At 55.9% G+C, this 25,303-nt stretch carries 22 protein-coding genes; 17 read left to right on the top strand and 5 right to left on the bottom strand.

Annotated elements, in window-relative coordinates; translation table 11 throughout:
- Positions 1 to 4 precede the first annotated feature (4 nt).
- From nuoH to dnaE, 15 genes are all read left to right on the top strand, one after another.
- Positions 5 to 1,048: an NADH-quinone oxidoreductase subunit NuoH gene (nuoH, locus tag RQI55_RS06115; protein WP_192066557.1), complete on the top strand. Its 1,044-nt coding sequence runs from the start codon at positions 5 to 7 to the stop codon at positions 1,046 to 1,048.
- Between the two features lie 38 nt (positions 1,049 to 1,086).
- On the top strand, positions 1,087 to 1,578 hold the full coding sequence (gene nuoI, locus RQI55_RS06110) for an NADH-quinone oxidoreductase subunit NuoI (protein ID WP_042619657.1): 492 nt from the start codon (positions 1,087 to 1,089) through the stop codon (positions 1,576 to 1,578).
- A gap of 134 nt (positions 1,579 to 1,712) precedes the next feature.
- Positions 1,713 to 2,327, top strand: coding sequence for an NADH-quinone oxidoreductase subunit J (locus RQI55_RS06105; protein ID WP_042619656.1), 615 nt, complete (start codon positions 1,713 to 1,715; stop codon positions 2,325 to 2,327).
- Positions 2,328 to 2,356: 29 nt separating this feature from the next.
- Positions 2,357 to 2,665, top strand: a complete 309-nt coding sequence (nuoK, locus tag RQI55_RS06100) for an NADH-quinone oxidoreductase subunit NuoK (protein WP_243256179.1) — start codon at positions 2,357 to 2,359, stop codon at positions 2,663 to 2,665.
- 7 nt (positions 2,666 to 2,672) lie between these two features.
- The gene (gene nuoL / locus RQI55_RS06095; RefSeq protein WP_311272064.1) at positions 2,673 to 4,670 is read left to right on the top strand and encodes an NADH-quinone oxidoreductase subunit L; all 1,998 of its coding nucleotides are present in this window, start codon (positions 2,673 to 2,675) and stop codon (positions 4,668 to 4,670) included.
- Positions 4,670 to 6,181: an NADH-quinone oxidoreductase subunit M gene (locus tag RQI55_RS06090; RefSeq protein WP_243256177.1), complete on the top strand. Its 1,512-nt coding sequence runs from the start codon at positions 4,670 to 4,672 to the stop codon at positions 6,179 to 6,181. Before nuoL ends, RQI55_RS06090 begins: the two co-directional genes overlap by 1 nt.
- 18 nt (positions 6,182 to 6,199) lie before the next feature.
- On the top strand, positions 6,200 to 7,642 hold the full coding sequence (nuoN, locus tag RQI55_RS06085; RefSeq protein WP_243256176.1) for an NADH-quinone oxidoreductase subunit NuoN: 1,443 nt from the start codon (positions 6,200 to 6,202) through the stop codon (positions 7,640 to 7,642).
- 26 nt (positions 7,643 to 7,668) lie between these two features.
- The gene (locus RQI55_RS06080) at positions 7,669 to 8,409 is read left to right on the top strand and encodes a biotin--[acetyl-CoA-carboxylase] ligase (RefSeq protein ID WP_243256969.1); all 741 of its coding nucleotides are present in this window, start codon (positions 7,669 to 7,671) and stop codon (positions 8,407 to 8,409) included.
- Positions 8,410 to 8,601: 192 nt separating this feature from the next.
- Positions 8,602 to 10,269 (top strand): ribonuclease J, encoded by a 1,668-nt coding sequence (locus RQI55_RS06075; RefSeq protein ID WP_311272065.1) that lies wholly within the window; start codon positions 8,602 to 8,604, stop codon positions 10,267 to 10,269.
- A gap of 30 nt (positions 10,270 to 10,299) precedes the next feature.
- Entirely contained in the window at positions 10,300 to 10,704 is a 405-nt protein-coding gene (gene mce, locus RQI55_RS06070; RefSeq protein WP_243256174.1) for a methylmalonyl-CoA epimerase, read from the top strand.
- 62 nt (positions 10,705 to 10,766) lie between these two features.
- Complete coding sequence (locus tag RQI55_RS06065; RefSeq protein ID WP_243256173.1) at positions 10,767 to 11,036, top strand: DUF1467 family protein; 270 nt, start codon at positions 10,767 to 10,769, stop codon at positions 11,034 to 11,036.
- A 658-nt stretch (positions 11,037 to 11,694) separates the two neighbouring features.
- Positions 11,695 to 13,017, top strand: a complete 1,323-nt coding sequence (proS, locus tag RQI55_RS06060) for a proline--tRNA ligase (protein ID WP_243256172.1) — start codon at positions 11,695 to 11,697, stop codon at positions 13,015 to 13,017.
- A gap of 20 nt (positions 13,018 to 13,037) precedes the next feature.
- Entirely contained in the window at positions 13,038 to 14,345 is a 1,308-nt protein-coding gene (locus RQI55_RS06055) for a lipoprotein-releasing ABC transporter permease subunit (RefSeq protein WP_311272066.1), read from the top strand.
- A gap of 15 nt (positions 14,346 to 14,360) precedes the next feature.
- Positions 14,361 to 15,044 carry an ABC transporter ATP-binding protein gene (locus RQI55_RS06050; RefSeq protein ID WP_042619647.1) on the top strand — a complete coding sequence of 228 codons (684 nt, stop codon included), beginning with the start codon at positions 14,361 to 14,363 and terminating at the stop codon, positions 15,042 to 15,044.
- A gap of 483 nt (positions 15,045 to 15,527) precedes the next feature.
- Positions 15,528 to 19,040 (top strand): DNA polymerase III subunit alpha, encoded by a 3,513-nt coding sequence (gene dnaE, locus RQI55_RS06045; RefSeq protein WP_409233691.1) that lies wholly within the window; start codon positions 15,528 to 15,530, stop codon positions 19,038 to 19,040.
- 3 nt (positions 19,041 to 19,043) lie between these two features.
- On the opposite strand, the gene RQI55_RS06040 is transcribed toward dnaE, so the two are convergent.
- The 4 genes from RQI55_RS06040 to RQI55_RS06025 all read right to left on the bottom strand — a co-directional run bounded on the left by RQI55_RS06040 (position 19,044) and on the right by RQI55_RS06025 (position 22,470).
- Positions 19,044 to 19,367, bottom strand: a complete 324-nt coding sequence (locus RQI55_RS06040) for a hypothetical protein (protein ID WP_243256170.1) — start codon at positions 19,365 to 19,367, stop codon at positions 19,044 to 19,046.
- A gap of 40 nt (positions 19,368 to 19,407) precedes the next feature.
- On the bottom strand, positions 19,408 to 20,640 hold the full coding sequence (locus RQI55_RS06035) for a L,D-transpeptidase family protein (RefSeq protein ID WP_243256169.1): 1,233 nt from the start codon (positions 20,638 to 20,640) through the stop codon (positions 19,408 to 19,410).
- Between the two features lie 155 nt (positions 20,641 to 20,795).
- Positions 20,796 to 22,082 (bottom strand): DNA polymerase IV, encoded by a 1,287-nt coding sequence (locus tag RQI55_RS06030; protein WP_243256168.1) that lies wholly within the window; start codon positions 22,080 to 22,082, stop codon positions 20,796 to 20,798.
- Positions 22,083 to 22,161: 79 nt separating this feature from the next.
- Entirely contained in the window at positions 22,162 to 22,470 is a 309-nt protein-coding gene (locus RQI55_RS06025; protein WP_192066537.1) for a DUF3572 domain-containing protein, read from the bottom strand.
- Positions 22,471 to 22,599: 129 nt separating this feature from the next.
- Here RQI55_RS06025 and RQI55_RS06020 point away from each other — a divergent pair, with 129 nt between their 5' ends.
- A complete protein-coding gene (locus RQI55_RS06020; protein WP_042619642.1) occupies positions 22,600 to 22,971 on the top strand; it encodes a response regulator in 372 nt (123 codons plus the stop codon).
- Positions 22,972 to 22,986: 15 nt separating this feature from the next.
- The gene (locus tag RQI55_RS06015; RefSeq protein ID WP_243256167.1) at positions 22,987 to 24,354 is read left to right on the top strand and encodes a PleD family two-component system response regulator; all 1,368 of its coding nucleotides are present in this window, start codon (positions 22,987 to 22,989) and stop codon (positions 24,352 to 24,354) included.
- A 702-nt stretch (positions 24,355 to 25,056) separates the two neighbouring features.
- On the opposite strand, the gene rpmG is transcribed toward RQI55_RS06015, so the two are convergent.
- The gene (rpmG, locus tag RQI55_RS06010) at positions 25,057 to 25,224 is read right to left on the bottom strand and encodes a 50S ribosomal protein L33 (protein ID WP_003496403.1); all 168 of its coding nucleotides are present in this window, start codon (positions 25,222 to 25,224) and stop codon (positions 25,057 to 25,059) included.
- Between the last annotated feature and the right edge of the window lie 79 nt (positions 25,225 to 25,303).

The following is a 25,303-nucleotide window of genomic DNA, read 5'->3' as shown; positions in this document are numbered from 1 at the left end:
GATTATGGACTCGTTTTTCTGGAGCTACGTCTGGCCAGCGCTGATTATTGTCGGCCAGTCTCTGCTGCTTCTCGTTTTGCTGCTGGTGTCGATCGCCTTCCTTCTTCTGGCAGACCGTAAGATCTGGGCTGCCGTGCAGTTGCGCCGTGGTCCCAACGTCGTTGGTCCCTTCGGTCTCTTCCAGTCGTTTGCCGACCTTTTGAAGTTCATTTTGAAAGAGCCGGTCATCCCATCGGGTGCCAACAAGGCAGTTTTCCTGCTGGCCCCGCTGGTTGCCGTGACGCTGGCGCTGGCAACTTACGCCGTTATTCCGTTTGCGGATGGTTGGGTGATTGCCAATATCAATGTCGGCATTCTCTACATCTTCGCGATCTCTTCGCTTGAAGTCTACGGCATCATCATGGGTGGCTGGGCGTCGAACTCGAAATATCCTTTCCTCGGCGCGCTTCGTTCTGCCGCGCAGATGGTGTCCTACGAAGTCTCCATCGGCCTCGTTATCGTCACTGTTCTGCTCTGCGTTGGTTCGTTGAACCTGACAGATATCGTCAATGCTCAGCACACAGGCATCGGCACATCTCTTGGCCTGCCATCATCCTTCCTGGACTGGCACTGGTTACCATTGTTTCCGATGTTCATCATCTTCTTTATCTCGTCCCTGGCGGAAACCAACCGTCCACCGTTCGATTTGCCAGAAGCTGAATCGGAACTTGTCGCGGGTCACATGGTGGAGTATGGCTCCACTCCGTACATGATGTTCATGCTGGGCGAATATGCTGCCATCGTTCTGATGTGCTGCCTGACGACCATCCTTTTCCTTGGTGGCTGGCTCCCGATCGTTGATGTGTGGTTCCTGAACTGGGTACCGGGTATCATCTGGTTCATCCTCAAGGGCGGCATGGTCTTCTTCATGTTCGGCTTGGTGAAGGCGTTTGTCCCACGTTACCGCTATGACCAGTTGATGCGTCTTGGTTGGAAGGTCTTCCTGCCTCTGTCACTCGCCATGGTTATTATTGTTGCATTCGTACTCAAGCTGACGGCGGGGGCATAAGATGTCCGCAGTCCTCGCTTGCAGATTTGGAGGTTGAGATGGCCAGTCTTTCACAAGCCGTCAATTCGCTGTTCCTCAAGGAATTCGTAGGCGCGTTCTTCTTGACGATGCGCCACTTCTTCAAACAGAAGGCAACGGTGAACTATCCATTCGAAAAAGGCCCGGTCAGCCCGCGCTTTCGCGGTGAGCATGCACTTCGTCGTTATCCCAATGGCGAAGAACGCTGCATCGCTTGCAAGCTGTGCGAAGCCATCTGTCCTGCCCAGGCGATAACCATCGAAGCAGGCCCGCGCCGCAACGATGGCACTCGCCGCACGGTTCGTTATGATATCGACATGGTAAAGTGCATTTATTGCGGCTTCTGCCAGGAAGCCTGCCCGGTCGATGCGATCGTGGAAGGGCCAAATTTCGAATTCGCAACCGAGACCCGCGAGGAGCTTTATTTCGACAAACAGCGGCTTCTCGATAATGGCGACCGTTGGGAACGCGAAATCGCTCGCAACCTTGCTCTGGATGCGCCTTACCGTTAAGGCACATCCTTGTTTCGAAGCGCTGCTTTGAAGTGGGTAAAACAGTCACTGCCTGTCGGTTTTCGCTGACGGGAATAAAACGGGCATACGGCTTTTCGGCCGTGTTTGTCCGGTGAGGACAAAAAGGCACCAACATGGGTCTGCACGCTGTATTCTTTTACATATTCGCCTTCGTCGCAGTTGCGTCCGCGTTTATGGTCATCGCTTCGAAGAACCCCGTTCATTCGGTGTTGTTCCTCATCCTGACATTCTTCAACGCGGCGGCGCTTTTCCTGCTGACGGGTGCAGAGTTCCTGGCCATGATCCTGCTGGTCGTTTATGTCGGCGCTGTGGCGGTGCTGTTCCTCTTCGTCGTCATGATGCTGGATGTAGACTTTGCAGAACTTCGCTCTGGCGTTCTTCAATACGCTCCGATCGGTGCGCTGGTCGGCATCATTCTGGCGGCCGAGCTGATCATCGTCGTTGGCGGCAGCGTGCTTAACCCGCAGGCAGCGAAATCCATCACCATGCCGATTCCCAACCCGGCAGAGCGCGCCAATACGGCAGCGCTGGGTGATGTGCTCTACACCAACTACGTTTACTTCTTCCAGCTGGCCGGTCTGGTGCTGCTGGTTGCGATGATCGGCGCAATCGTGCTGACACTTCGCCACCGCACAGATATCAAGCGGCAGGATATTGCCACCCAGGTCGGTCGCGATCCCAAGACCGCTGTCACGACAGTCAAGGTCAAGCCGGGTCAGGGCATCTAAGGCGCGAACGGATCCAAGGAAAACATATTATGGAAATCGGTCTTTCCCATTACCTCACGGTCAGCGCGATCCTCTTCACGATCGGCATCTTCGGTATCTTTTTGAACCGTAAGAATGTCATCGTTATCCTGATGTCGATCGAACTGATCTTGCTTGCGGTCAACCTCAACATGGTCGCGTTCTCGTCCTTCCTGAACGATATTGTTGGCCAGGTTTTTGCGCTGTTCATTCTGACTGTTGCTGCTGCGGAAGCGGCCATCGGTCTTGCAATACTCGTTGTCTTCTATCGCAACCGCGGTTCCATTGCCGTGGAAGACGTCAATATGATGAAGGGCTGATAAGGCTATGATCTACAAAGCTATCGTCTTTCTTCCGCTGATTGGCTTCCTGATCGCTGGCCTTTTTGGCCGCTCCATCGGCGCCAAGGCTTCGGAATATGTCACCACCGGCCTGATGATCGTCGTCGCGATCTTGTCGTGGATCGTCTTCTTCGATGTCGCGCTTCTGAGCCATGAAGCTGGGGAAGTCATCAAGGTGACTGTCTTGCGCTGGATCCAGTCCGGTGGCGTTGATGTCGAATGGGCGTTCCGCATCGATACCTTGACGGCTGTGATGTTCGTGGTCGTCAACACCGTGTCGACCCTGGTTCACCTGTACTCCATCGGGTACATGCACCATGATCCGCATCGTCCGCGCTTCTTTGCCTATCTGTCTCTCTTCACCTTCGCCATGCTCATGCTGGTTACATCTGACAATCTGTTGCAGATGTTCTTCGGCTGGGAAGGTGTTGGCCTGGCGTCCTACCTGCTGATTGGTTTCTGGTTCAAGAAGCCGTCTGCTTCGGCTGCTGCCATGAAAGCCTTCATCGTCAACCGAGTGGGTGACTTTGGCTTTATTCTTGGAATTTCCGGTCTGTTCGTGCTGTTCGGTTCGGTGAACTTCGAAACGATCTTCGCCGCTGCGGGCACCTACCTGCCTGCCGATGGCGCGGCGTCCACCGATGTTGTCATCAACCTGTTTGGCATGCAGCTGGACAAGGCCAACGCGCTGACAGGCGTTTGCCTTCTGCTCTTTATGGGCTCGATGGGTAAGTCTGCACAGTTTTTGCTGCACACATGGTTGCCCGATGCGATGGAAGGCCCGACACCTGTGTCTGCGCTTATTCACGCTGCCACCATGGTGACCGCCGGTGTGTTCCTTGTCGCACGCATGTCTCCGATCTTCGAACTTTCGCCAGATGCGTTGACTGTCGTCACGCTTATCGGCGCGATCACTGCCTTCTTTGCGGCGACCGTCGGCCTGGTTCAGAACGATATCAAGCGCGTCATCGCCTATTCGACCTGTTCGCAGCTCGGTTACATGTTTGTTGCGCTCGGCGTTGGTGCCTATGGTGCGGCGGTGTTCCATCTCTTCACGCACGCCTTCTTCAAGGCTCTGCTGTTCCTTTGCGCCGGTTCTGTGATTCATGCCGTGGATGGGGAGCAGGACATGCGTCACATGGGCGGTCTGCGCAAGCACATCCCCATCACGTTCTGGACGATGACGATCGGTACACTGGCGCTCACTGGCGTTGGTATTCCGGGCACCATGTTCGGTTTCGCAGGCTTCTTCTCCAAGGACGTTATCATCGAATCCGCCTATGCATCGCACAATGCGGTCGCAGGCTTCGCCTTCACGCTTCTGGTTATCGCCGCGCTGTTTACCAGCTTCTATTCCTGGCGCCTGGCATTCATGACGTTCTTCGGCAAGCCGCGCGCATCTGCTGATGTGATGCACCATGTCCATGAATCGCCGATGGTCATGCTGATTCCGCTGTTCATTCTGACTGTTGGTGCAATTTTTGCGGGCGTCGCGTTCGAAGGCCACTTCTTCGGCCATGGATATGCAGAATTCTGGAAGGGCGCCCTGTTTACGCTTCCGTCCAATGAGATTCTGGAGGAGTTCCACCACGTGCCTTTGTGGGTCAAGTGGAGCCCGTTCTTCGCGATGGCACTTGGTTTCGTGACGGCCTGGTACATGTATATCAAGTCGCCTGAGACGCCGAAGCGTCTGGCAAAGACCCACCATGGCCTTTACCAGTTCCTGCTCAATAAGTGGTACTTTGACGAACTTTATGATTTCCTCTTTGTTCGTTCCGCGAAAGCGCTCGGTCGCTTCCTATGGAAAAAGGGCGATGTTGCTGTCATCGACCACTACGGACCCAACGGTATTGCCGCGCGCGTGGCTGATGTGACCAACCGCGTCGTTCGTCTGCAATCCGGTTACCTCTATCATTATGCCTTCGCGATGCTGATCGGCATTGCCGGGCTTGTCACCTGGATGATGCTCGGGAGTGCCCTCTGATGACCGATTGGCCTATTCTTTCAACGGTCACCTTTCTGCCGCTCGTCGGCGTGGTGCTCTTGCTTCTGACGAACGCGAATGGCCCATTTGGTCGCCGTAACGTTCTCAACGTATCGCTGCTGACGACCGTCTTTACCTTCGTCGTCTCCCTTTTCATCTGGATCGGCTTTGACAATTCGAACGCTGGCTTCCAGATGATCGAGAAGCATGCCTGGTTCGGTGATCTCGCTGCCTATCATCTGGGCGTCGATGGCATCTCGATGCTGTTTGTGATCCTGACCACATTCCTGATGCCCTTCTGCATTCTTGCCAGCTGGAATTCGATCGAGAAGCGTATCAAGGAATACATGATCGCCTTCCTTCTTCTGGAAGTCGTGATGATCGGCGTCTTTGTCGCGCTGGATACGGTTCTGTTTTACGTCTTCTTTGAAGCGACGCTGATACCGATGTTCATCATCATCGGCGTCTGGGGCGGCAAGGATCGCGTCTACGCATCCTATAAGTTCTTCCTCTACACGCTTCTCGGCTCGGTTCTGACAATGCTCGCGATCATGGCGATGTACTGGCAGGCTGGCACCACGGATATGACGTTGCTGCTGAAGCACGGCTTTCCGGCTGGCATGCAGACGTGGCTCTGGCTGGCCTGTTTCGCAGCATTTGCGGTGAAGATGCCAATGTGGCCTGTCCACACCTGGCTTCCGGATGCCCACGTTCAGGCGCCGACCGCTGGTTCCGTCATTCTGGCGGGTGTCATGTTGAAGCTTGGCGGTTATGGTTTCATCCGCTTCTCGCTGTCCATGTTCCCGATTGCATCGGATTACTTCGCGCCTTTCGTCTTCACGCTGTCGGTTATCGCCATCATCTACACCTCGCTGGTTGCGATGATGCAGGACGACATCAAGAAGCTGATTGCCTATTCGTCCGTTGCGCATATGGGCTATGTGACGATGGGTATCTTTGCGGCCAATGTTCAGGGCGTGCAGGGTGCAATCTTCCAGATGCTTTCGCACGGCATCGTCTCCGGCGCGTTGTTCCTTTGCGTTGGCGTGGTCTATGACCGGCTCCATACACGCGAGATTTCCGCTTACGGCGGTCTCGTCAACAACATGCCGAAATATGCCGTTGCCTTCATGGTCTTCACGATGGCCAATGTCGGTCTGCCTGGCACATCCGGCTTCGTCGGTGAATTCCTGACGATCATTGGCGTATTCCGCGCCAATACCTGGGTTGCACTCTTTGCTGCGACCGGTGTTATCCTCTCTGCGTCCTATGCGCTGTGGCTCTACCGCCGCGTCATCTTCGGTGCGCTGGAGAAGGAAAGCCTGAAGGCGATGCTCGACCTTTCTACCCGCGAAAAGCTTATGCTGTATCCGCTGGTGGCGCTGACGATCTTCTTCGGCGTCTATCCGGCACCGGTTTTCGATGCTACGGCAGCGTCGGTGGACCTTTTGATCAATAATTATACGGCCGCATTGCAGGCAGCGCAGAATGTTGCGCTTTCTCTGAACTGACGACAGGACCCGTAGGACATGACCGCTGAAATTCTTTTTGCCAGTCTGCGCATCGCGACGCCCGAGCTGATCCTTGCGGTCGGCGCTCTGGTGCTGCTCATGATTGGGGTCTTCTCCGGGGACAAGTCGACCAACACAGTTACGGGTCTTGCCGTAGCACTTCTGGTCGTCGTTGGTCTGTGGATCATCTTTGCACCTGCCAATGGCGAAGCCTTTGGCGGTGTTTACGTGGCCGATGCCTTCGGCAATTTCATGAAGATCCTGGCACTGATCGGTGCCATTGTCGCCATGATCCTGTCTGTCGGCCATAGCCGGGTCGAGCCTATCGGGCGCTTCGAATTCCCGGTGTTGCTGGTTCTTGCAACACTCGGCATTCTCCTGATGATCTCTGCCAACAATCTGATCTCGCTCTACATGGCGCTGGAATTGCAGTCGCTCGCGCTCTACGTCATCTGCGCCATCAACCGCGAAAGCCTGCGCTCCACAGAAGCCGGTCTGAAGTACTTCGTCCTCGGTGCACTGTCTTCCGGTATGTTGCTCTACGGCATGTCGCTGGTCTATGGCTTCACCGGCAACACAGGCTTCAACGAAATCGCAGCAGTTCTCTCGTCTGAGACACGCTCGCTCGGTCTCGTCTTCGGTTTGGTGTTCGTTCTTGCTGGTCTTGCATTCAAGATTTCTGCGGTTCCATTCCACATGTGGACGCCCGATGTTTATGAGGGTGCACCAACGACGGTTACAGCCTTCCTGGCTGCTGCGCCAAAGGTCGGCGCCATGGCTATCCTGGTCCGTATCGTGATTGATGCGTTCCAGCCTGTCTTTGCGGATTGGCAGCAGATCGTCGTTTTCATCTCCATCGCGTCTATGCTGCTTGGTGCCTTCGCGGCTATTGGCCAGCGCAACATCAAGCGTCTGATGGCATATTCTTCCATCAGCCATATGGGCTATGCGCTTGTTGGCCTAGCGGCCGGCAGTGAAGCTGGCGTTGCTGGCGTGCTGCTGTACATGGCGGTTTACATGGGCATGACGCTTGGTACCTTCGCCTGCATTCTCGCCATGCGCCGCAAGGACATTGGCAACGTTGAAGACATCAATGATCTTGCGGGACTGGCGTCGTCCAACCCGATCATGGCGCTGGTCATGACCATCATGATGTTCTCGCTCGCTGGCATTCCGCCGCTGGCCGGCTTCTTCGGAAAATACTATGTGTTCCTGGCAGCCATCGAAGCACATCTTTATCCGCTGGCCGTCATCGGTGTTATCGCTTCGGTTGTCGGTGCCTATTACTATCTGCGCATTGTCAAGGTCATGTGGTTCGATGAAGCCAAGGGTGGCTTTGAAAAGGCGGCGATGGAACTGCGTGTCGTTTACGCACTATCTGGCCTCTTTGTGCTCGGCTTTATTCTCTTCGGCGGTATGCTGGGCAACGCGGTAACCGTTGCAGCAAAGACGTTCTTTTGAGCGACACACGCATGAAAGCGGGCCGGATGTCACTGGATGACTTCCGGCACGAGGCGGTGGCGGAAACGTCATCGACCAATATTGAGTGTTTTGCCCGGGCAAGGGCAGGTGATGGCGGCAATCTCTGGGTTACCGCCATCCGTCAGACCGGCGGGCGGGGCCGCCGCGGCAGGCCATGGGTGTCTGAGCCCGGCAATCTCTACGCCTCTCTTCTTCTCATCGATGCTGCTCCCATGAAGCATATTGGCTCTCTGCCGCTGGCCTTTGCGCTGGCGGTTTATCGTGCTGTGGCCTCGGTACTACCAGTTGGTTCAGCGCCACTCGAGATTAAATGGCCGAATGATATTCTGATCGGACGCAGGAAGACCTGCGGCATTTTGATGGAAGCGGAGACACTGCCTGATGGGCGTTCAGCGCTCGTCATCGGCATCGGCATCAATATTGCCCATATGCCCACTGATCCGGCTTACCCCGTAACGCGCCTTGGTGAACACGGCGCGACCTGTGGTCCAGACGAGCTTTTTGCGCATCTCTTTAGGGAGGCGGCGCATATGTTGCAGATGTGGAACCGCGGGCAGGGCGTGGCAGATGTTATGCGCCTGTGGCGTGCGGCGGCCTGTGGCATCGGTGAACCGATCACCGTTAATTTGCCGGATCGTTCTATCCACGGGCGTTTTGCCGGAATTGATGATAAGGGTTTTCTGCTGCTGGATGAAGATGGCGGTCCTACCCGCGCCATCGCGGCTGGCGATGTGTTTTTTGGTTGATCTGCACGGTGCGTGAAAGCGCCGAGGTTCGACATTGTAATCTGGAGCATTCCTGCTGCTCGGTAAATGCAGGGCGCACGCGTGGCCACGCATCGGCCATCTCGGTGTGATTGATGAAAACCGATGCTTATCGCCTCGCTCTCGCACGTCCTTGTACGTGGCGGTGCCAGGCATGATTGGACGAACACACTAATGACGACAAAAGACGAATTCGTATTCTTGCCGCTGGGCGGCGTCGGCGAAATTGGCATGAACCTGGCGCTCTATGGCTACGGCCCGGCGTCCAAGCGTCAATGGATCATGGTGGATTGCGGCGTAACATTCGCAGGGCTTGATCTGCCAGGCATCGATCTCGTATTGCCGGATATCAGCTTCATCGAAGCGCAGCTCGCAAATCTCAAGGCCATCATCATCACCCACGCGCATGAAGACCACTATGGTGCGCTGAACGACCTCTGGCCGAGCCTCAAGGTTCCGGTTTACGCGTCCGGCTTCACCGCGGGCATGCTGGAAGCCAAGCGCAATTACGAGGGAACTCGCGCAGAAATTCCCATCACGCCGTTCAAGGCGGGTGATCGTATCAATGTCGGTCCATTCGAGATCGAAGCTGTCGGCGTCAATCACTCTATTCCTGAGCCTATGTCGCTTGTCATCCGCACGCCGCTCGGCAATGCCGTGCATACCGGCGACTGGAAGATCGATCACGCGCCCTCGCTTGGACCGTTTACCGATGAAGCACGCTTCCGTGCCATCGGTGAAGAAGGCGTTCTGGCCATGATGTGCGATAGCACGAATGCGCTGCGCGATGGTGTCTCTCCTTCCGAAGAGCAGGTCTCTGAAGGTCTGCGGCAGATCATTGAAAATGCCGAGGGCCGCGTCGCGGTCACCACCTTCTCGTCCAATGTCGGGCGCATTCGCTCGATTGCCCAGGCGGCAGAACGTGCGGGCCGTGAGGTGTTGCTGCTCGGTAGTTCGCTGAAGCGGGTCGTCAATGTCTCGCAGGATCTCGGCATCATGGAAGGCATTAAGCCGTTCCTCGCCGAAGATGAATTTGGTTATATTCCGCGCAACAAGGTTGTCATTATCCTGACTGGCTCTCAGGGCGAAGCGCGTGCGGCGCTGGCAAAGCTTTCTCGCGATGAGATGCGTAATGTTGCCTTGGCTGCTGGCGATACGGTGGTGTTTTCCTCCCGCGCCATTCCGGGCAATGAAAAGGGCATTCAGGACATCAAGAATGGCCTGATAGAGCAGGGCGTTCACATCATCACTGATAATGAAGCGCTAGTTCACGTGTCCGGCCACCCGCGTCGTAGCGAACTCTTGCAGATGTATGAGTGGGTCAAGCCGCAAATTCTGGTTCCGGTTCATGGTGAGGCTGCGCACCTGGTAGGGCAGAAAGAACTGGCCGAGCAGGCTGGCATCGGGCAGGTTCCGAAGGTCCGCAACGGCAATATCCTGCGCCTGGCGCCCGGTCCAGCCGAGGTGATCGACGATGCGCCGCATGGCCGTATCTTCAAGGATGGCCGTCTGCTGGGCGATTTCGAAGAAATGGGCATTGGCGATCGTCGGAAGCTCTCCTTCGCCGGTCACGTCTCCATCAATGTCCTGCTGGACAGCAGCTATGATTTCTTGGGCGATCCCGATGTCATTCCATTCGGCCTGCCGGAATTCGATGATGAAGGCGAAGCCATGGAAGACACGCTCTATGATGCCGTGCTGGGTGCGGTCGAAAGCATTCCGCGTGCTCGCCGCAAGGATTTGAATATGGTGCAGGAATCGGTGCGTCGTGCCGTTCGCGCCGCCGCCAATCAGGTCTGGGGCAAGAAGCCGATCGTCACGGTGTTCGTCACCAAGGTTTAAGATCGGTCGCAGCTATTTGGAAGGGTAAGCATGCTTGGTCGTATCAACCACATCGCAATTGCCGTGCCGGATCTGGCTGCGGCAGTTGCCACCTATCGTGACACGCTGGGAGCTGCGGTTTCGCAGCCCCAGCCTTTGCCGGAACATGGCGTGACGGTCGTGTTCGTAGAGCTTCCCAATACCAAGGTGGAATTGCTGGAACCGTTGGGTGAAAAATCGCCCATTGCGGCGTTTCTCGAAAAGAACCCATCGGGCGGAATGCACCATATCTGCTATGAAGTGGAAGATATCATCGCCGCGCGCGATCACCTCAAGGCAGAGGGTGCGCGTGTGTTAGGGGATGGAGAGCCGAAGCTCGGCGCCCATGGAAAGCCGGTGCTTTTTCTTCACCCGAAGGATTTTTTCGGTACATTGATAGAGCTTGAACAGATCTGAAACCCGAAGCGGGTTTGATCTGCATCGCGAAAAGGCGTCAAACGACGTAGGAGGATGAGTGCATGCAGTGGATTTCGGCCTTTGCCGTCTTTTTCATCGTCTGGTGGACCATCCTGTTCGTGGTCCTGCCAATTGGACTGCGCACACAGTCTGACGATGGCAATGTTGCGCTCGGCACCGTTGCCAGTGCACCGGCCCGCTTCCGGGGCGGGAAGATCGTGCTGCTGACAACGCTGATTTCTCTTGCAGTCTGTGCAGTCTGGTATGCAGTCACTTGGTATGTCGGCTTCACCATGGATGACCTGCCGCGCATTATCCCGGTTTATGACTGATTTCTGTCATCCCGCTGTCATGTAGAGAAGGCATACAGCCTCAGACTGATAAACTACAAATTGACAATCACAGATTTGCCTTGATTGGTTGAGTCGATTTGCTGCGTCGGCAAAAAAGCAAAAAAAAACAAGGCTTTTCAGCCTTGTTTTTCAGTTTCGCGTGATCTGTAACCGTTACCGGGGCAGCGAATGAACGCGCCTAAGATCTCATCCTCCCAAGACTGACCGCGAAATAGACAAGAATTTAAACTCCCTGCCTCTTTTGTGAGCTGAAACTAGCCCAAACATTAAACCTTGTCACCCAGTTTTTTGTAAATTTGTTACAGTCGGCAAAAAAATTCTCCTGGCGCGATATGTCGCATGTACGGGGCAAAATTATTCCTCCTGTGGCCGATCAGGGGCGAAATCTGTCTAAAAGCTGTCGTAAAACTGACACGAATTGGGTTTGTCAGGGGCTTTTGCAAGGCTGAAATTCCGTTTTTTCAACATGTGTGCACGATCTCTTGAAAACGCTGGCAGAACTCGGAGTTTGGTGGCGTCAAGACCTTGGTGTGCGGGTTCCCTTCTGGTTCGGAAACCGCTATGTACGGCGCAAATATCCCGTTATTCCGGCGATTCCCGCGTAAATGCGAGGCTTCGTCACAAAATGGAATCCACCATGCGTCTCAGCCGTTATTTTTTGCCCATCCTCAAGGAAAACCCCAAGGAAGCCGAGATTGTCTCGCACCGCCTTATGTTGCGTGCGGGCATGGTCCGCCAGCAGAGCCAGGGCATCTACTCCTGGCTGCCGCTGGGTAAGCGCGTTTTGGATAAGGTCAACAAGATCGTGCGGGAAGAGCAGGATCGCTCCGGCGCCATCGAGCTTCTGATGCCGACGCTTCAGACGGCAGAGCTGTGGCAGGAGAGCGGTCGATATGATGATTACGGCAAGGAAATGCTGCGCATCAAGGACCGTCAGGATCGGCAGATGCTTTACGGCCCGACCAATGAAGAGATGATCACTGATATCTTCCGGTCCTATGTAAAGTCTTACAAGACCCTGCCGCTGAACCTCTATCACATTCAGCTCAAGTTCCGTGACGAGGTGCGTCCGCGTTTTGGCACGATGCGCTCGCGCGAATTCCTGATGAAGGATGCCTATTCCTTCGATCTGACCAAGGAAGACGCGATCCATTCTTATAACAAAATGTTCACGGCTTACCTGCGTACCTTCTCTCGTCTCGGCCTACGCGCCATTCCTATGCGGGCTGATACCGGCCCCATAGGCGGCAATCACAGCCATGAATTCATCATTCTGGCCGATACGGGCGAGTCCGAGGTATTCTGCCACAAGAGCTTTCTGGACCGCGGCATTCCGTCTGATGATACGAATTTTGACGATGTTGATGGCTTGCAGGGCGTCTTCAATGAGTGGACGACTGACTACGCCGCGACATCTGAAATGCATGATGAAGCCGCATTCAACGCCATTCCCGAAGGCGAGCGTCTTTCGGCGCGCGGTATCGAAGTCGGTCACATCTTCTATTTCGGCACGAAATATTCCGAGCCAATGGGTGCGAAAGTGCAGGGGCCAGATGGCAAGGAGCACCTTGTCCACATGGGTTCCTATGGCATTGGCCCTACACGCCTTGTTCCCGCCATCATTGAAGCATCGCATGATGAGAACGGAATCATCTGGCCAGAATCGGTTGCTCCGTTCGATGTCGTCATTATCAACATGAAGGCTGGGGATGCCGCCTGTGATGCAGCCTGTGAGAAGCTGTATTATTCGCTGAGCAACGCCGGCAAGGATGTTCTCTACGACGACACGGATGATCGCGCTGGCCAGAAGTTTGCGACGGCTGACCTCATCGGCGTGCCGATGCAGATCATCGTCGGTCCACGCAGCGTCGCGGCTGGCGAAGTTGAAGTTAAGACCCGCAGGACCGGCGCACGCGAAACCGTGACCGTTGAAGCGGCAATGAACAGGGTACTTGGCTGAGAAGCCAACAAGGAGAAGACATGGCAAAAGCCGAGGCTGATACCGGTGCAGGCCCATCCGCAAAGGACCAAGGCGCCCGGCCATTTTCGGCCTTCGAGCGCATGGTGGCTTGGCGCTACCTGCGCTCGCGCCGCAAGGAAGCTTTTATATCTGTCATCGCAGGGTTTTCCTTCGTCGGCATCATGCTTGGCGTTGCGACGCTGATCATCGTCATGGCGGTCATGAATGGTTTCCGCACCGAGCTGATTTCACGTATTCTCGGCATCAACGGCCATATGATCGTGCAGCCGATCGATGCACCGTTGAAGGACTATGACGAGCTGACGAAGAAATTCGCCGCTGTTCCTGGCGTCACCATGGCGCTGCCATTGGTGGAAGGCCAGACGCTCGCATCCGGTCGCGGCGGTGCTGGCAGCGGTGCGCTGGTGCGCGGTGTGCGCGTCGAAGACATCGAAAAGATCAAGGAAGTCTCCGGCAACATCAAGGTCGGAGATCTCGTCGGCTTCATGTCAGGGCAGGGCGTCCTCGTCGGTTCCCGCCTGGCATCATCGCTCGGCGTTACCGCTGGCGACCAGATTACGCTGATATCACCAGAGGGTGACGTGACGCCGATGGGTGTTAATCCGCGCGTCAAATCCTATACGATCGCTGGCGTCTTCGAAATCGGCATGTCCGAATATGATGCCTCGATGATCTACATGCCGCTGTCTGAAGCGCAGCTCTATTTCAACGCTGAAGGCATCGTCCAGTCCATCGAACTCTTCATCACCCACCCGGATAATGTGGATGGAATCAGGCCGTTGGTGGAAACGGCGGCTGGACGGCAGGTCTATATCACCGACTGGAGACAGCGAAACCAGACGTTCTTCTCCGCCCTTCAGGTAGAGCGGAATGTCATGTTCATGATCCTGACACTCATCGTGCTAGTGGCGGCGCTTAACATCATTTCCGGCCTCATCATGCTGGTGAAGGATAAGGGCAGCGACATCGCTATCCTGCGCACCATGGGTGCCAGCGCAGGCTCCATCATGCGGATTTTCTTCATGACGGGTGCGGCAATCGGTATTGTTGGCACATTCGCGGGCGTCGGCCTTGGCGTCCTCGTCTGTCTAAACGTGGAATCGATCCGGCAGTTCTTCTCTTGGATTTCGGGCACGGTTCTGTTTGACCCGCAGCTTTATTTCCTCAGCCAGCTTCCGGCAGAAATGGAATTCAGCGAGACGATGACCGTGGTCATCATGGCGCTGACACTGTCATTTCTGGCAACGATCTTTCCGGCCTGGCGGGCCTCCAAGCTCGACCCGGTTCAGGCCCTGCGTTACGAATAAGGACCGCATCATACAATGGCACAGAAAACAGCGTTGCGGCTCAAGGGCGTGGAACGGACTTACGGGCAGGGCGAACACAGCCTTTCCATTTTGAAGAATGCTGATCTTGAGCTGAAAAGCGGCGAGATCGTCGCGCTCGTCGCACCATCGGGCACGGGCAAATCCACCTTGCTGCATCTGGCTGGCCTTCTGGAGCACCCGGATGCTGGCGAGGTTTCCATCAATGGCAGGCTTTGCGATAATCTTTCAGACGAAGAGCGCACATCCATCCGCCGCAGCGATATTGGCTTCGTCTACCAGTTCCACCATCTCCTGCCGGAATTCACCGCGCTTGAGAACATCATGATGCCGCAGCTTATCTCCGGGCTACCGCATGCTGAAGCCAAGGAGCGCGCCAGCGCGCTTCTGGATTATATGCGCATCGGCCATCGCGGCGATCACCGTCCATCGGAACTGTCGGGTGGCGAGCAACAGCGCGTAGCGATTGCCCGTGCGGTTGCCAACGCTCCGCTTCTCCTTCTGGCGGATGAGCCGACCGGCAACCTTGACCCGGAAACAGCATCCTATGTGTTTGGCGCACTGGAGGCGCTGGTGCGCCAGTCAGGTCTTGCAGCCCTCATCGCCACACATAACCACGAGCTTGCTGGCCGCATGGACCGCCGCGTCACATTGAGCGAAGGCAAGATCGTCGAGTTCTGACGCGTCCCGTTTACTCCCATAATCCATCAACACCACGACAGGCATATCCGCAGAAACCGGATGTGCCTGTTGGCGTTTGCGGCGTTAAATTTCCCGGACTGCGGCATCTGATCGCTTCGGCTGCGCCTGCGTGCGCGGGGGACGTAGGCTGCGCTCTATCCCAAATTCACCAACGGCGTGCGGGCTCTCGAAGGGGGAACCCGCGCGACTCGCGATGCGTTGATATTACAAGAGTCGAAAAAGACGTTGACATCAGAACTAAATGGGAACAAAGTTAGAACATAGAGAGTATGGAGAGACAAATGACTGACATCATCCGTGACATTGCTGCATTCGCTTCCATCGCCGTCTTCGTTGCCAGCTTCGGTGTCATCCTCACTTCCATGTGAAGTGTGACTGTCGTTTCCGTTAGAAATGACGTGTAAACCTTGTCCGTGCCTGTAGACTCTGGTCGAGGAAAAGCCGAAAATCCCGTGACTCTGAATGACGGGATTTTACGAGATGGGCGATATTACAGTCACCGGCGCAGACGCTGGAAAAGACATGCAGACGCCCGGCTTCGTGCACTTGCGGGTTCACTCCGCTTACTCCCTGCTCGAGGGCGCCTTGCCCGTGAAAAAGATCATGTCCAAGGCTGTGGGCGATGGTCAGCCTGCCATTGCCATTACCGATACCAACAATCTCTTCGTCGCTCTCGAGTTCTCTGAAAAGGCTCGTGACGAGGGTCTGCAGCCGATCATTGGTTGCCAGATGTCTATCGACCTGCAGGACGCTGGCGATGACAAGCGCGGCAATAACAGCCTTGCAAAATTGCCAGCCATCGTCGTTCTGGCGGCGGATGCCAAAGGTTATGAGCGTCTGGTGGACCTCATCAGCCGTGCCTATCTCGATGGAGAAGACACCGGTCCTTCTGTCTGCATTACGAAAGAATGGTTGGATCAGGGGGATAATTCTGGCCTGATCGTGCTCAGCGGCGCATCCGGCGGCCCTATCGATATGGCGCTGAGAGAGGGCCATTTGAGCCAGGCCACAAAACGCCTGTTGACCTTGAAAGAGCTTTTCGGTGATCGCTTCTACATCGAACTGCAGCGACAGGGTAATTTTGACCGCGCCCACGAACGGCGCATGGTCGCGCTGGCCTATGAGCATGACCTGCCTTTGGTTGCTACCAACGAGGCGTTCTTTCCATCGCGTGCCGATTATGACGCCCATGATGCGCTGATGGCGGTTGCCCACAATGCCATCGTATCCGATGACACCCGCTTTCGCCTGACGCCCGATCATTATCTCAAAAGCCGTGAAGAGATGATGGCGCTGTTTGCCGATCTTCCCGAGGCGCTTGAGAACACCATCGAGATCGCGCGGCGCTGCTCCTATGTGCTGAAAAAGCGCGGGCCGATCCTGCCGCGCTTTACCGGCGCAAGTGATGATCCTGACGAGGCTGACCGTGCCGAGGGTGCTGAACTGCGCCGTCAGGCTGTCGAGGGTCTGGAGCATAGGCTTTCGGCGCTCGGCATGGCGCCGGGCTACACCGAACAGGAATATCGCGACCGGCTGGATTTCGAACTCGGCGTTATCGAGCGCATGAAGTTTCCGGGCTACTTCCTCATCGTTGCCGATTTTATCAAATGGGCCAAGCTTCAGGATATCCCCGTCGGCCCCGGCCGTGGTTCGGGTGCGGGCTCGCTGGTTGCCTATGCGCTGACCATTACCGACGTCGATCCGCTTCGTTTCTCGCTTCTGTTCGAACGCTTCTTGAACCCTGAACGCGTATCCATGCCCGACTTCGATATCGACTTCTGTCAGGATCGCCGCGAAGAAGTCATTCGTTACGTTCAGAAGAAATATGGCCGCGAACAGGTTGCGCAGATCATCACCTTCGGTTCGTTGCAGGCCCGTGCGGCGCTGCGCGATGTCGGTCGCGTGCTGGAAATGCCCTATGGGCAGGTGGACCGCATTTGCAAGTTGGTACCCAACAACCCGGCCAACCCCACGCCTCTGTCCAAGGCCATCGAGGAAGAGCCACGTTTTCAGGAAGAGGCGGACAAGGAGCCCGTCGTCGCCCGCCTTCTGGATATTGCCCAGAAGATCGAGGGGCTGTACCGCCACGCCTCCACCCACGCCGCCGGTATCGTGATTGGAGACCGCCCGCTTTCCAAGTTGGTGCCAATGTACCGCGATCCGCGCTCAGACATGCCGGTCACCCAGTTCAACATGAAATGGGTTGAAAGCGCCGGTCTCGTTAAGTTCGACTTCTTGGGTCTGAAGACGCTCACCGTTTTGAAGGTCGCGGTAGATTTCGTCGCGCGCAAGGGCATCAAGGTTGATCTGGCTGCGATCCCGCTTGAAGACGTGAAGACCTACGAGATGCTGTCGCGCGGTGAAACCATTGGCGTGTTCCAGGTGGAAAGTGCGGGTATGCGCAAGGCGCTGATCGGCATGCGGCCTGACTGCATCGAGGATATTATCGCGCTGGTGGCGCTGTATCGCCCGGGTCCGATGGAGAATATCCCGGTTTATAACGCCCGTAAGCATGGCGAGGAAGAGATCGAGTCGATCCACCCGACCATCGATTACCTGCTGAAGGAAACACAGGGCGTTATCGTCTATCAGGAACAGGTGATGCAGATCGCCCAGGTTCTCTCGGGCTATTCTCTTGGCGAAGCCGACCTTCTGCGCCGCGCCATGGGTAAGAAGATCAAGGAGGAAATGGACCAGCAGCGCGAGCGTTTCGTTGAGGGCGCGATGCGCAACGATGTCTCCAAGGCGCAGTCCAACACGATTTTCGATCTTCTGGCGAAGTTCGCCAATTACGGCTTCAACAAATCCCACGCCGCAGCCTATGCCATCGTCTCCTACCAGACGGCCTATATGAAGGCGCATTATCCGGTCGAGTTTCTGGCGGCATCCATGACGTTGGATATGGCCAATACGGAAAAGGTCAATGACTTCCGGCAGGATGCGGGCCGCATGGGCATCGAAATCGTCGCTCCCTCGGTGCAGACGTCTCATCGCCGTTTCGAGCCGGGCGAAAACCGCATCTATTATTCGCTGGCTGCGCTGAAAGGCGTGGGCGAAGGCGCGGTCGATCACATCGTCGAGGTGCGCGGCGAAACGCCATTTGCAAGCCTTGAAGATTTCTGTCTGCGCATTGATCCCAAGCAGGTCAACCGCCGCGTTCTGGAAAGCCTCATCAATGCAGGCGCTTTCGATTGCTTCGGCAAGGATCGTGCCGAACTGATCGGCGGGCTGGACCGTATCATCGGTTACGCCCAACTGGCGCAAAGCAGGCGGGTCAGCGGCCAGCACGATATGTTTGGCTCAGGCGGGGCGAGTGGACCGGAAAAACTGGTGCTGCCAGCGTTCCAGCCATGGCTTGCCTCGGAAAAGCTGCTGCGCGAATATCAGGTTCTCGGCTTTTATCTCACCGCGCACCCACTGGATACATACCGCGCCATTCTCGATAAGCTGCGCGTGCAAAACATCGCCGATTTTACTGCATCGGTGAAGCAGGGCGCGACTGCGGGGCGCTTGGCTGGCACCGTGACCGGCAAGCAGGAGCGCAAAACCAGAACCGGCAACAAGATGGGCATCATCACCTTCTCGGATGCGTCCGGCCAGTATGAGGCCGTGCTGTTTTCCGAAGGTCTGGCCCAGTACCGCGATCTGCTGGAGGTCGGAAAGTCGCTTGTCATCACCGTTCAGGCTGAAGAGCGCCCTGAGGGCATCGGCTTGCGCATTCAGACGGCGCAATCGCTGGAAGAACGCTCGGTGCAGATGCAGAAAGCACTGCGGGTTTATCTGCGCGATTCAGGCCCTATGAAGACTCTGGCGCATCACCTTAACCGGGGCGATGGTGCGGTGTATTTCGTGTTGATCAAAGACGACGGGCAGCGCGAGATTGAACTCGAACTGCCCGGAAAGTACCGTATTTCGCCTGAGATTGGCGCTGCGTTCCGCTCCGCACCTGGCGTCGTGGATGTTGAACTGATCTGACGCTTAGAACAGGCGCGTATACGGGTAGGCATAGCCTCCCCGGTCGACGAAGCCCTGGCGCGAAAGGCATGCTCTAACCGCGACAGTGTGATAGGTCGATGTGGTGTATGCCGTCCCGCGTGGCGGGGTGCTGGCTTCCGCTGTGCATTTCATCACGGCGCGGTCAAAAATGTCCAATATGATCGGATCGCTTGTCACGTCAGGGCCCGCATAGATCCTGTAGTTTTGCTGCGCTTCCGCCGCCGATACGCAGGCGAGGCCAAGAAGGGCTGCGGCGATATATTTGAAATTCATCTGCTGGCTCTCCACGTTGTCATGTCGAGCCATTGCAACGCCTGCCGCTGCACTTCGTTCCGCGTGTTGGGTGTCAGATCGGCCCGTCGCGGGTCAGGGTAATAAAATCAGTGCCCTTGCCAGTCTCCAGCCCGTGGCTCAGATCCGCAATGGTGATGGAACTGCCGGTCGTCAGGTTTGCCTCAAGCTCTGAACGAATGGTATCGGGAATTTCGAGACGATCCAGCACCGCCTTAAGCGGGTTCGGCAGCCCGGGCGCATCCGCCACATCTATGCCGAGGCGCCTGCGTGCAGCCGCAGGAAGATGGTTTTCTAGCGTTAGCCCGTTCCACTGCGCCTTGTCGCCATCCATATCGATCACTTCGAAGAAGTGGGTCCCCAGCGCGACATGCGGGTCCTTGATGTGAATGGGTGCCTCAAACAACGGCTGAAAATCCCTGCGCACCATGATCTGCCCATTGGGCGCGGCCTCCGCACCCGCAGACTCATAAAGCGCATCGATGAATTCGTCGCTCAAAAGCGGGCCTGTCGTCTTGATGTTCTTCCAGCGTTTGAAGCCATTCACAGCGCTAATCGTCATCTGACCCGAATAGCCATCTGCTACGCCCGCATCGAAGCCGATAGCGGTTAGAAGACGTTGTACGTCGATGATTTTCTCACGCTCGCCACGGCGGGTGATGAGAACGCGAAGCGGCGAAAGGTTGGTCGGCCTCGATGCTTTGGGTTTCACCGAGCTTGTTGTCTCGTAGACAGCCACCTCAACCAGCTTCAGTGACGCATCGAAGTTTGAAGGGCGCAGCTCCACATCGGACAACATCAGACCTTTGTCCTGCGTGCTGTGCGGCTGGGGAAGGGCAGGGTGCTCTATGGCGCGTGGCACGACATCGGCATCCGATATGATGACATGCACACCGCGCCCCGTCATGCCGAATAGGTTCTTCGCGAATTTCGCTGGCAGGCGAACGCAGCCGTGAGAGGCGGGATAGTCAGGTACATGCCCCTCATGCAGCGCAATGCCGGACCATGTCAGCCGCTGCATGAACGGCATGGGCGCGGCCGAGTAGATGTTTGATTCGTGATATTTCCGTTTGTCGAGGATCGAGAAGATGCCGCTCGGCGTCTCATGACCGGTCTTGCCGGAAGAGACCTTCGATGTCGCAATCAACGCCCCGCCATCATAGAGAGACAGCGTTTGCTCGCTCTTGGAAATAATGACCTGCAAGCTGCGCGTATCACCCGCCAAGGCCGTCTGCACCAGAAGGGAGGTGGAAAGGAGACATGCTCCGACAAAGGCACGCAACATCATGTGTCACTCCAACGCATTACAAATCATGGCTTTTCGGAAAAGACATGGGGGAGCCTGACAACCGGCCAAACCATGCGCGGCGTCTTGATGCGCAACCATAACGGTCGGAATTTAAGGAAACTTTTAAATAGTCATCACGCCTGCGTGTCGGGCGACTATTTTTTGGTGCCGAATGTATAACCTGTTTCAACAGCACCCTTGCCGAACTTGTCGCGCAGCTTGTCCATCGCAGCTTCAGCCGCGGCCCTGCGTCCGGCATTGATATCCACGAGGTCTGGCGGATCGGCAAGCTCCGCCTTGCAGAGGTCGGTTACGCCAATGCCGATCAGGCGGAACTTGGTCCCGTCAGTTTCCTTTTCCAGCAGCGAAATGCCGGTGCGAAATATTCTGTCGGCCAGTTGCGTCGGGTCTTCCAGCCGCTTGTTGCGGGTGCGGGATTTGAAGTCGGACGTTTTCATTTTCAAGACGACGGTATGGCCCGCCACCTCGTTCTTCTTCAATCGCCACGCCACTTTTTCCGAGAGCGACCTCAAAATGGAAACCAGCTCGTCATGGCGGGATATGTCGTTGAAAAACGTCGTCTCGGCAGAGACACTCTTGGCAGGATCATTGATGTGCACATCGCGGTCATCGATGCCCCGTGAAAGGCGATACAGGCGCTGTCCCATGGTGCCGTAGCGGCGCATCAGGCCGCCTTCGTCCATCTGCTGCAGTTGCGAGATTGTGCGGATGCCATCCGCCTCCAGCGTCGCGGCGAAGGCCTTGCCCACACCCCATATCGTCGTCACCGGGCGGGGACCAAGAAACTCCATCGCCTCTTTTTCCCCTATTATTGAAAAGCCCCGCGGCTTTTGCAGGTCGGACGCTACCTTTGCCAGAAACTTGCAATAGGAAATGCCGACGGAGACGGAAATGCCGATCTCCTTCTCCACCCGGCGCGCAAAACCGGCCAGCACCCGGGCAGGCGGGTCGTGGTGCAAGCGCTCGGTACCGGAAAGATCGAGGAACGCTTCATCGATGGAAACAGGCTGCACCAGCGGCGTCAGATCCTCCATCATGCTTCGGATCTGTTTTCCGACCCGGCTGTACTTCTCCATGTCAGGCCGAACGACCACGGCCTGCGGGCAGGACTCCAGCGCCTTGAACATGGGCATGGCAGAGCGCACACCGTGGATGCGGGCAATATAGCAGGCCGTGGAGACGACGCCGCGCTTGCCGCCGCCTATAATCACCGGCTTGTCTGCGAGTTCGGGGTTGTCACGCTTTTCCACGGAGGCGTAAAACGCATCGCAATCGATGTGGGCGATGGAGAGGTCGTAGAGTTCGGCGTGATAGACGAGGCGAGGGCTGCCGCATCGCAGGCAACGCCGTTTACCCACCGGCTGGCCAGCCAGACAGTCACGGCAGAAACCGGGATCGTAGTGCGTCGACAAAGCGGCCATGGCTCGAAACAAAGAGTGAACGTTTCGCACCATAGTATGTTATGGGTATAGTCTCAAGAGATGGAGAGACGCCGTTGGCTCAAAACTCGCCTGATCCCAGCCCCGGTCCGGAGAACTTATGCCACGCCGCCTCCACATCTTCGGGCTTCGTGCCGGTCGCTTCGCAAAACGCCATGAGGTCAGGTTCGTGGCTCATCAGAAAGTCTACGAGGCCCGCCAGAAAACCGGGATCGTTGACGGCCTGTCGCAGCATGTTGGGCTGCAAGCCGGTGAGAGCCAGAAATCGTGCAAGCATATCCGGTTCGCTGGCAAGCCAGCCAAGTATGGCAACCGCCGTTTCATGACTGTCTTTGGGCGCGCGTCCGCTGTTTTTTGTTTCGTGCAACATTTGTTTACTGAAGTTACCTATTTCTCAACCAAATCCCCATAGCGTGCATGCTTCGGGGACAATGGAATCGCTTCTCAGGCACACTATATGTCTACGAACTGGTTTCAAAGTGAAACAAGGACTGATCGCATGCCCAAACAGGTCATGATAGTTGAAGACAATGAGCTGAATATGAAGCTCTTTCGCGACCTGATCGAGGCGTCTGGTTATACAACCATCCAGACCCGCAATGGCATGGAAGCACTTGAGCTGGCACGCAAGCACCGGCCTGACCTCATTCTCATGGACATTCAGTTGCCGGAAGTATCCGGGCTGGAAGTGACCAAATGGCTGAAGGAAGACGACGAATTGCACGTCATTCCCGTCATCGCCGTCACGGCCTTCGCCATGAAGGGTGATGAGGAACGCATTCGCCAGGGTGGATGCGAAGCCTATGTTTCAAAACCCATTTCCGTGCCAAAATTTATTGAGACCATCAAAACATATCTGGGCGACGTTTAAGTCGGGGCTAGGCAAATGACTGCGAGAATTCTGGTCGTCGATGACATTCCAACAAACGTAAAGCTTCTTGAAGCGAGGCTTTCAGCGGAATATTTTGACGTCCTGTGTGCAGATAATGGCGCGCGGGCTTTGGCCATCTGCCAGACAGAGCAGGTCGATATTGTCCTTCTGGACATCATGATGCCGGATATGGACGGCTTTGAAGTCTGCGAGCGGCTTAAGGCAAACCCTGTTACGGCGCATATTCCCGTGGTCATGGTCACCGCCCTCGACCAGCCCGCAGATCGCGTGCGCGGTCTGAAAGCCGGTGCCGATGACTTTTTGACAAAGCCCGTCAACGATCTGCAATTGATATCCCGCGTCAAGAGCCTTGTGCGCCTGAAGACGATGAGTGATGAGTTGCGCGCGCGCGTGAAGACCGCCCAAAACATCAATGCGGGTGATCCTATTTCCGAAAGCGCGCAGATCGAAAAGCCAGGCCGCGTCCTGCTGATTGACGAGCGGCCAAGCTCTCAGGAACGCATCATCAAGGCTCTCAAGCCCGTTGCCGAGGTTTTCGCTATCAGCGAACCGGCTGCGGCTCTGTTTGAAGCGGCCGAAAATGACTATGAAATGGTCATCGTCAATTCAAACTTCGAGAATTTCGATCCGTTGCGCCTTTGCTCGCAGCTGCGCTCTTTGGAGCGAACACGGTTCCTTCCGTTGCTTCTGGTCACGGAGCAGGGCGATGAGGCGATGATCGTTCGTGGCCTGGAACTGGGGATCAACGACTATATCGTTCGCCCCATTGACCCCAATGAGCTTGTGGCGCGCACGCTGACGCAGATCAAGCGAAAGCGCTTCAACACCAAGCTGCGGGAAAATCTGGACCAGACAATCGAAATGGCCGTCATTGACGCCCTCACGGGGCTCAACAATCGCCGTTACCTCGATAACCACCTCAAGGTGCTGTTCACCCGCGCCGCTGCACGCCAGCGCCCTCTGTCAGTCTGCATCACGGATATAGACCGCTTCAAGGACGTGAACGACACCTACGGCCATGATGCGGGTGACGAGGTGCTGCGGGAATTTGCTTCAAGACTGCGCTCGACCGTTCGTGGCGCGGATCTGGCCTGCCGTTACGGCGGCGAAGAATTCGTGGTGGTTATGCCGGATACGCCTGTTGATATGGCCGCTGCCGTGGCTGAGCGACTGCGCTCCATCATCGAAGGCGCGCCGTTTACGCTGCGTTCAGGCCGCGAGCTGCACATTACGGCATCGCTGGGCATCGCAACCAACGCGCTATCGGTGGAAACGCCGGAGGCGCTCATGCGGCAGGCGGATATGGCTCTCTATGAGGCAAAGACTGCCGGGCGCAACCGGGTCGTCGCTTCTGCCGCTTGATTGGCGTTCTACCTCTCACACAAGCCGAAGCGCGGTTTCCATCGGGTTACAACCGGTGAGGGGGCAATTTTTGGTTGTCGACAGTATAATTAAATCTCTCTGTTTAAGAGGAGGCTGTTTGATTTAACTATTAATAATACTTACTGTGCGTTGTAATGCTAAAATTCGGTAGAAATTCCGTATCATCCTGGGATATTTAACCATATCCAGAGACAACACGGCGATTTGATTAATAATTTGTTGATTTAGTTCGAGTGTTACGCGATAGTCCACTCATAAAACAACTATCTTCACTTGCAGCCAACTTATCCCGCTGCAATCATGACGATAGATCGGTAATTTGGACATCTGCTTTTCTTCAGGGAAAGCTTATATGCTTCAGTTACCCCATGGTGCTCAGGTCCGCCGCATTCCTGGGTCTTGGGGTTGGTCGACCGGTGATGCTTTGAATGGTTCCTCGTACTGTCATTGCTGTCCCGGTCGACCCACTTTTCTCTCATCCCCCTCACACGTCCTCACCTATAACGCTTGGCTAGTGTCGCCTGTCCGTCCGTCCTCATATTTGACGGGCGTCATCAAGTGCAGCGCTACTCTGTAAGATGTGTTGTGCTGGTCTGTAAAAGGATCGGTTCGAAGAGCAAAATGCGATCAACAAAAAACGCGCCTCTGAGGGCGCGTTTTTGGCAGTTCATGGATAGAAGATTACTTGATCTTCGTTTCCTTGAATTCAACGTGCTTGCGTACGACTGGATCGTACTTTGTCTTCGTCATCTTGTCCGTGAATGTACGGCTGTTCTTTGTGGTGACGTAGAAAGTACCGGTGTCGGCCGTCGACAGCAGCTTGATCTTGATTGTTGTAGCTTTCGCCATGGTCGTCCTGCCTTTAACAAATAGTGAGTCCGCGGCCCTGTTGGACCCCGGCTAAATCTGGCGCGAAACTACGGATCGC

The organism is Rhizobium sp. WCS2018Hpa-16 (genome assembly GCF_031843705.1).
Lineage (GTDB): Bacteria > Pseudomonadota > Alphaproteobacteria > Rhizobiales > Rhizobiaceae > Agrobacterium > Agrobacterium tumefaciens_C.
The sequence above is the reverse complement of the archived record's forward strand: the minus strand, read 5'-3'. Positions and strand labels throughout refer to the sequence as shown.

Coding starts and splice junctions, on each gene's coding strand:
- proS (WP_243256172.1), top strand. CDS start 11,695: ATGCGTCTCAGCCGTTATTTTTTGCCCATCCTCAAGGAAAACCCCAAG.
- nuoK (WP_243256179.1), top strand. CDS start 2,357: ATGGAAATCGGTCTTTCCCATTACCTCACGGTCAGCGCGATCCTCTTC.
- RQI55_RS06015 (WP_243256167.1), top strand. CDS start 22,987: ATGACTGCGAGAATTCTGGTCGTCGATGACATTCCAACAAACGTAAAG.
- nuoI (WP_042619657.1), top strand. CDS start 1,087: ATGGCCAGTCTTTCACAAGCCGTCAATTCGCTGTTCCTCAAGGAATTC.
- RQI55_RS06050 (WP_042619647.1), top strand. CDS start 14,361: ATGGCACAGAAAACAGCGTTGCGGCTCAAGGGCGTGGAACGGACTTAC.
- RQI55_RS06065 (WP_243256173.1), top strand. CDS start 10,767: ATGCAGTGGATTTCGGCCTTTGCCGTCTTTTTCATCGTCTGGTGGACC.
- rpmG (WP_003496403.1), bottom strand. CDS start 25,224: ATGGCGAAAGCTACAACAATCAAGATCAAGCTGCTGTCGACGGCCGAC.
- RQI55_RS06080 (WP_243256969.1), top strand. CDS start 7,669: ATGTCACTGGATGACTTCCGGCACGAGGCGGTGGCGGAAACGTCATCG.
- dnaE (WP_409233691.1), top strand. CDS start 15,528: ATGACGGGATTTTACGAGATGGGCGATATTACAGTCACCGGCGCAGAC.
- nuoL (WP_311272064.1), top strand. CDS start 2,673: ATGATCTACAAAGCTATCGTCTTTCTTCCGCTGATTGGCTTCCTGATC.
- RQI55_RS06075 (WP_311272065.1), top strand. CDS start 8,602: ATGACGACAAAAGACGAATTCGTATTCTTGCCGCTGGGCGGCGTCGGC.
- RQI55_RS06040 (WP_243256170.1), bottom strand. CDS start 19,367: ATGGCTCGACATGACAACGTGGAGAGCCAGCAGATGAATTTCAAATAT.
- RQI55_RS06090 (WP_243256177.1), top strand. CDS start 4,670: ATGACCGATTGGCCTATTCTTTCAACGGTCACCTTTCTGCCGCTCGTC.
- RQI55_RS06035 (WP_243256169.1), bottom strand. CDS start 20,640: ATGATGTTGCGTGCCTTTGTCGGAGCATGTCTCCTTTCCACCTCCCTT.
- nuoN (WP_243256176.1), top strand. CDS start 6,200: ATGACCGCTGAAATTCTTTTTGCCAGTCTGCGCATCGCGACGCCCGAG.
- RQI55_RS06055 (WP_311272066.1), top strand. CDS start 13,038: ATGGCAAAAGCCGAGGCTGATACCGGTGCAGGCCCATCCGCAAAGGAC.
- nuoH (WP_192066557.1), top strand. CDS start 5: ATGGACTCGTTTTTCTGGAGCTACGTCTGGCCAGCGCTGATTATTGTC.
- mce (WP_243256174.1), top strand. CDS start 10,300: ATGCTTGGTCGTATCAACCACATCGCAATTGCCGTGCCGGATCTGGCT.
- RQI55_RS06025 (WP_192066537.1), bottom strand. CDS start 22,470: ATGTTGCACGAAACAAAAAACAGCGGACGCGCGCCCAAAGACAGTCAT.
- RQI55_RS06030 (WP_243256168.1), bottom strand. CDS start 22,082: ATGGCCGCTTTGTCGACGCACTACGATCCCGGTTTCTGCCGTGACTGT.
- RQI55_RS06020 (WP_042619642.1), top strand. CDS start 22,600: ATGCCCAAACAGGTCATGATAGTTGAAGACAATGAGCTGAATATGAAG.
- RQI55_RS06105 (WP_042619656.1), top strand. CDS start 1,713: ATGGGTCTGCACGCTGTATTCTTTTACATATTCGCCTTCGTCGCAGTT.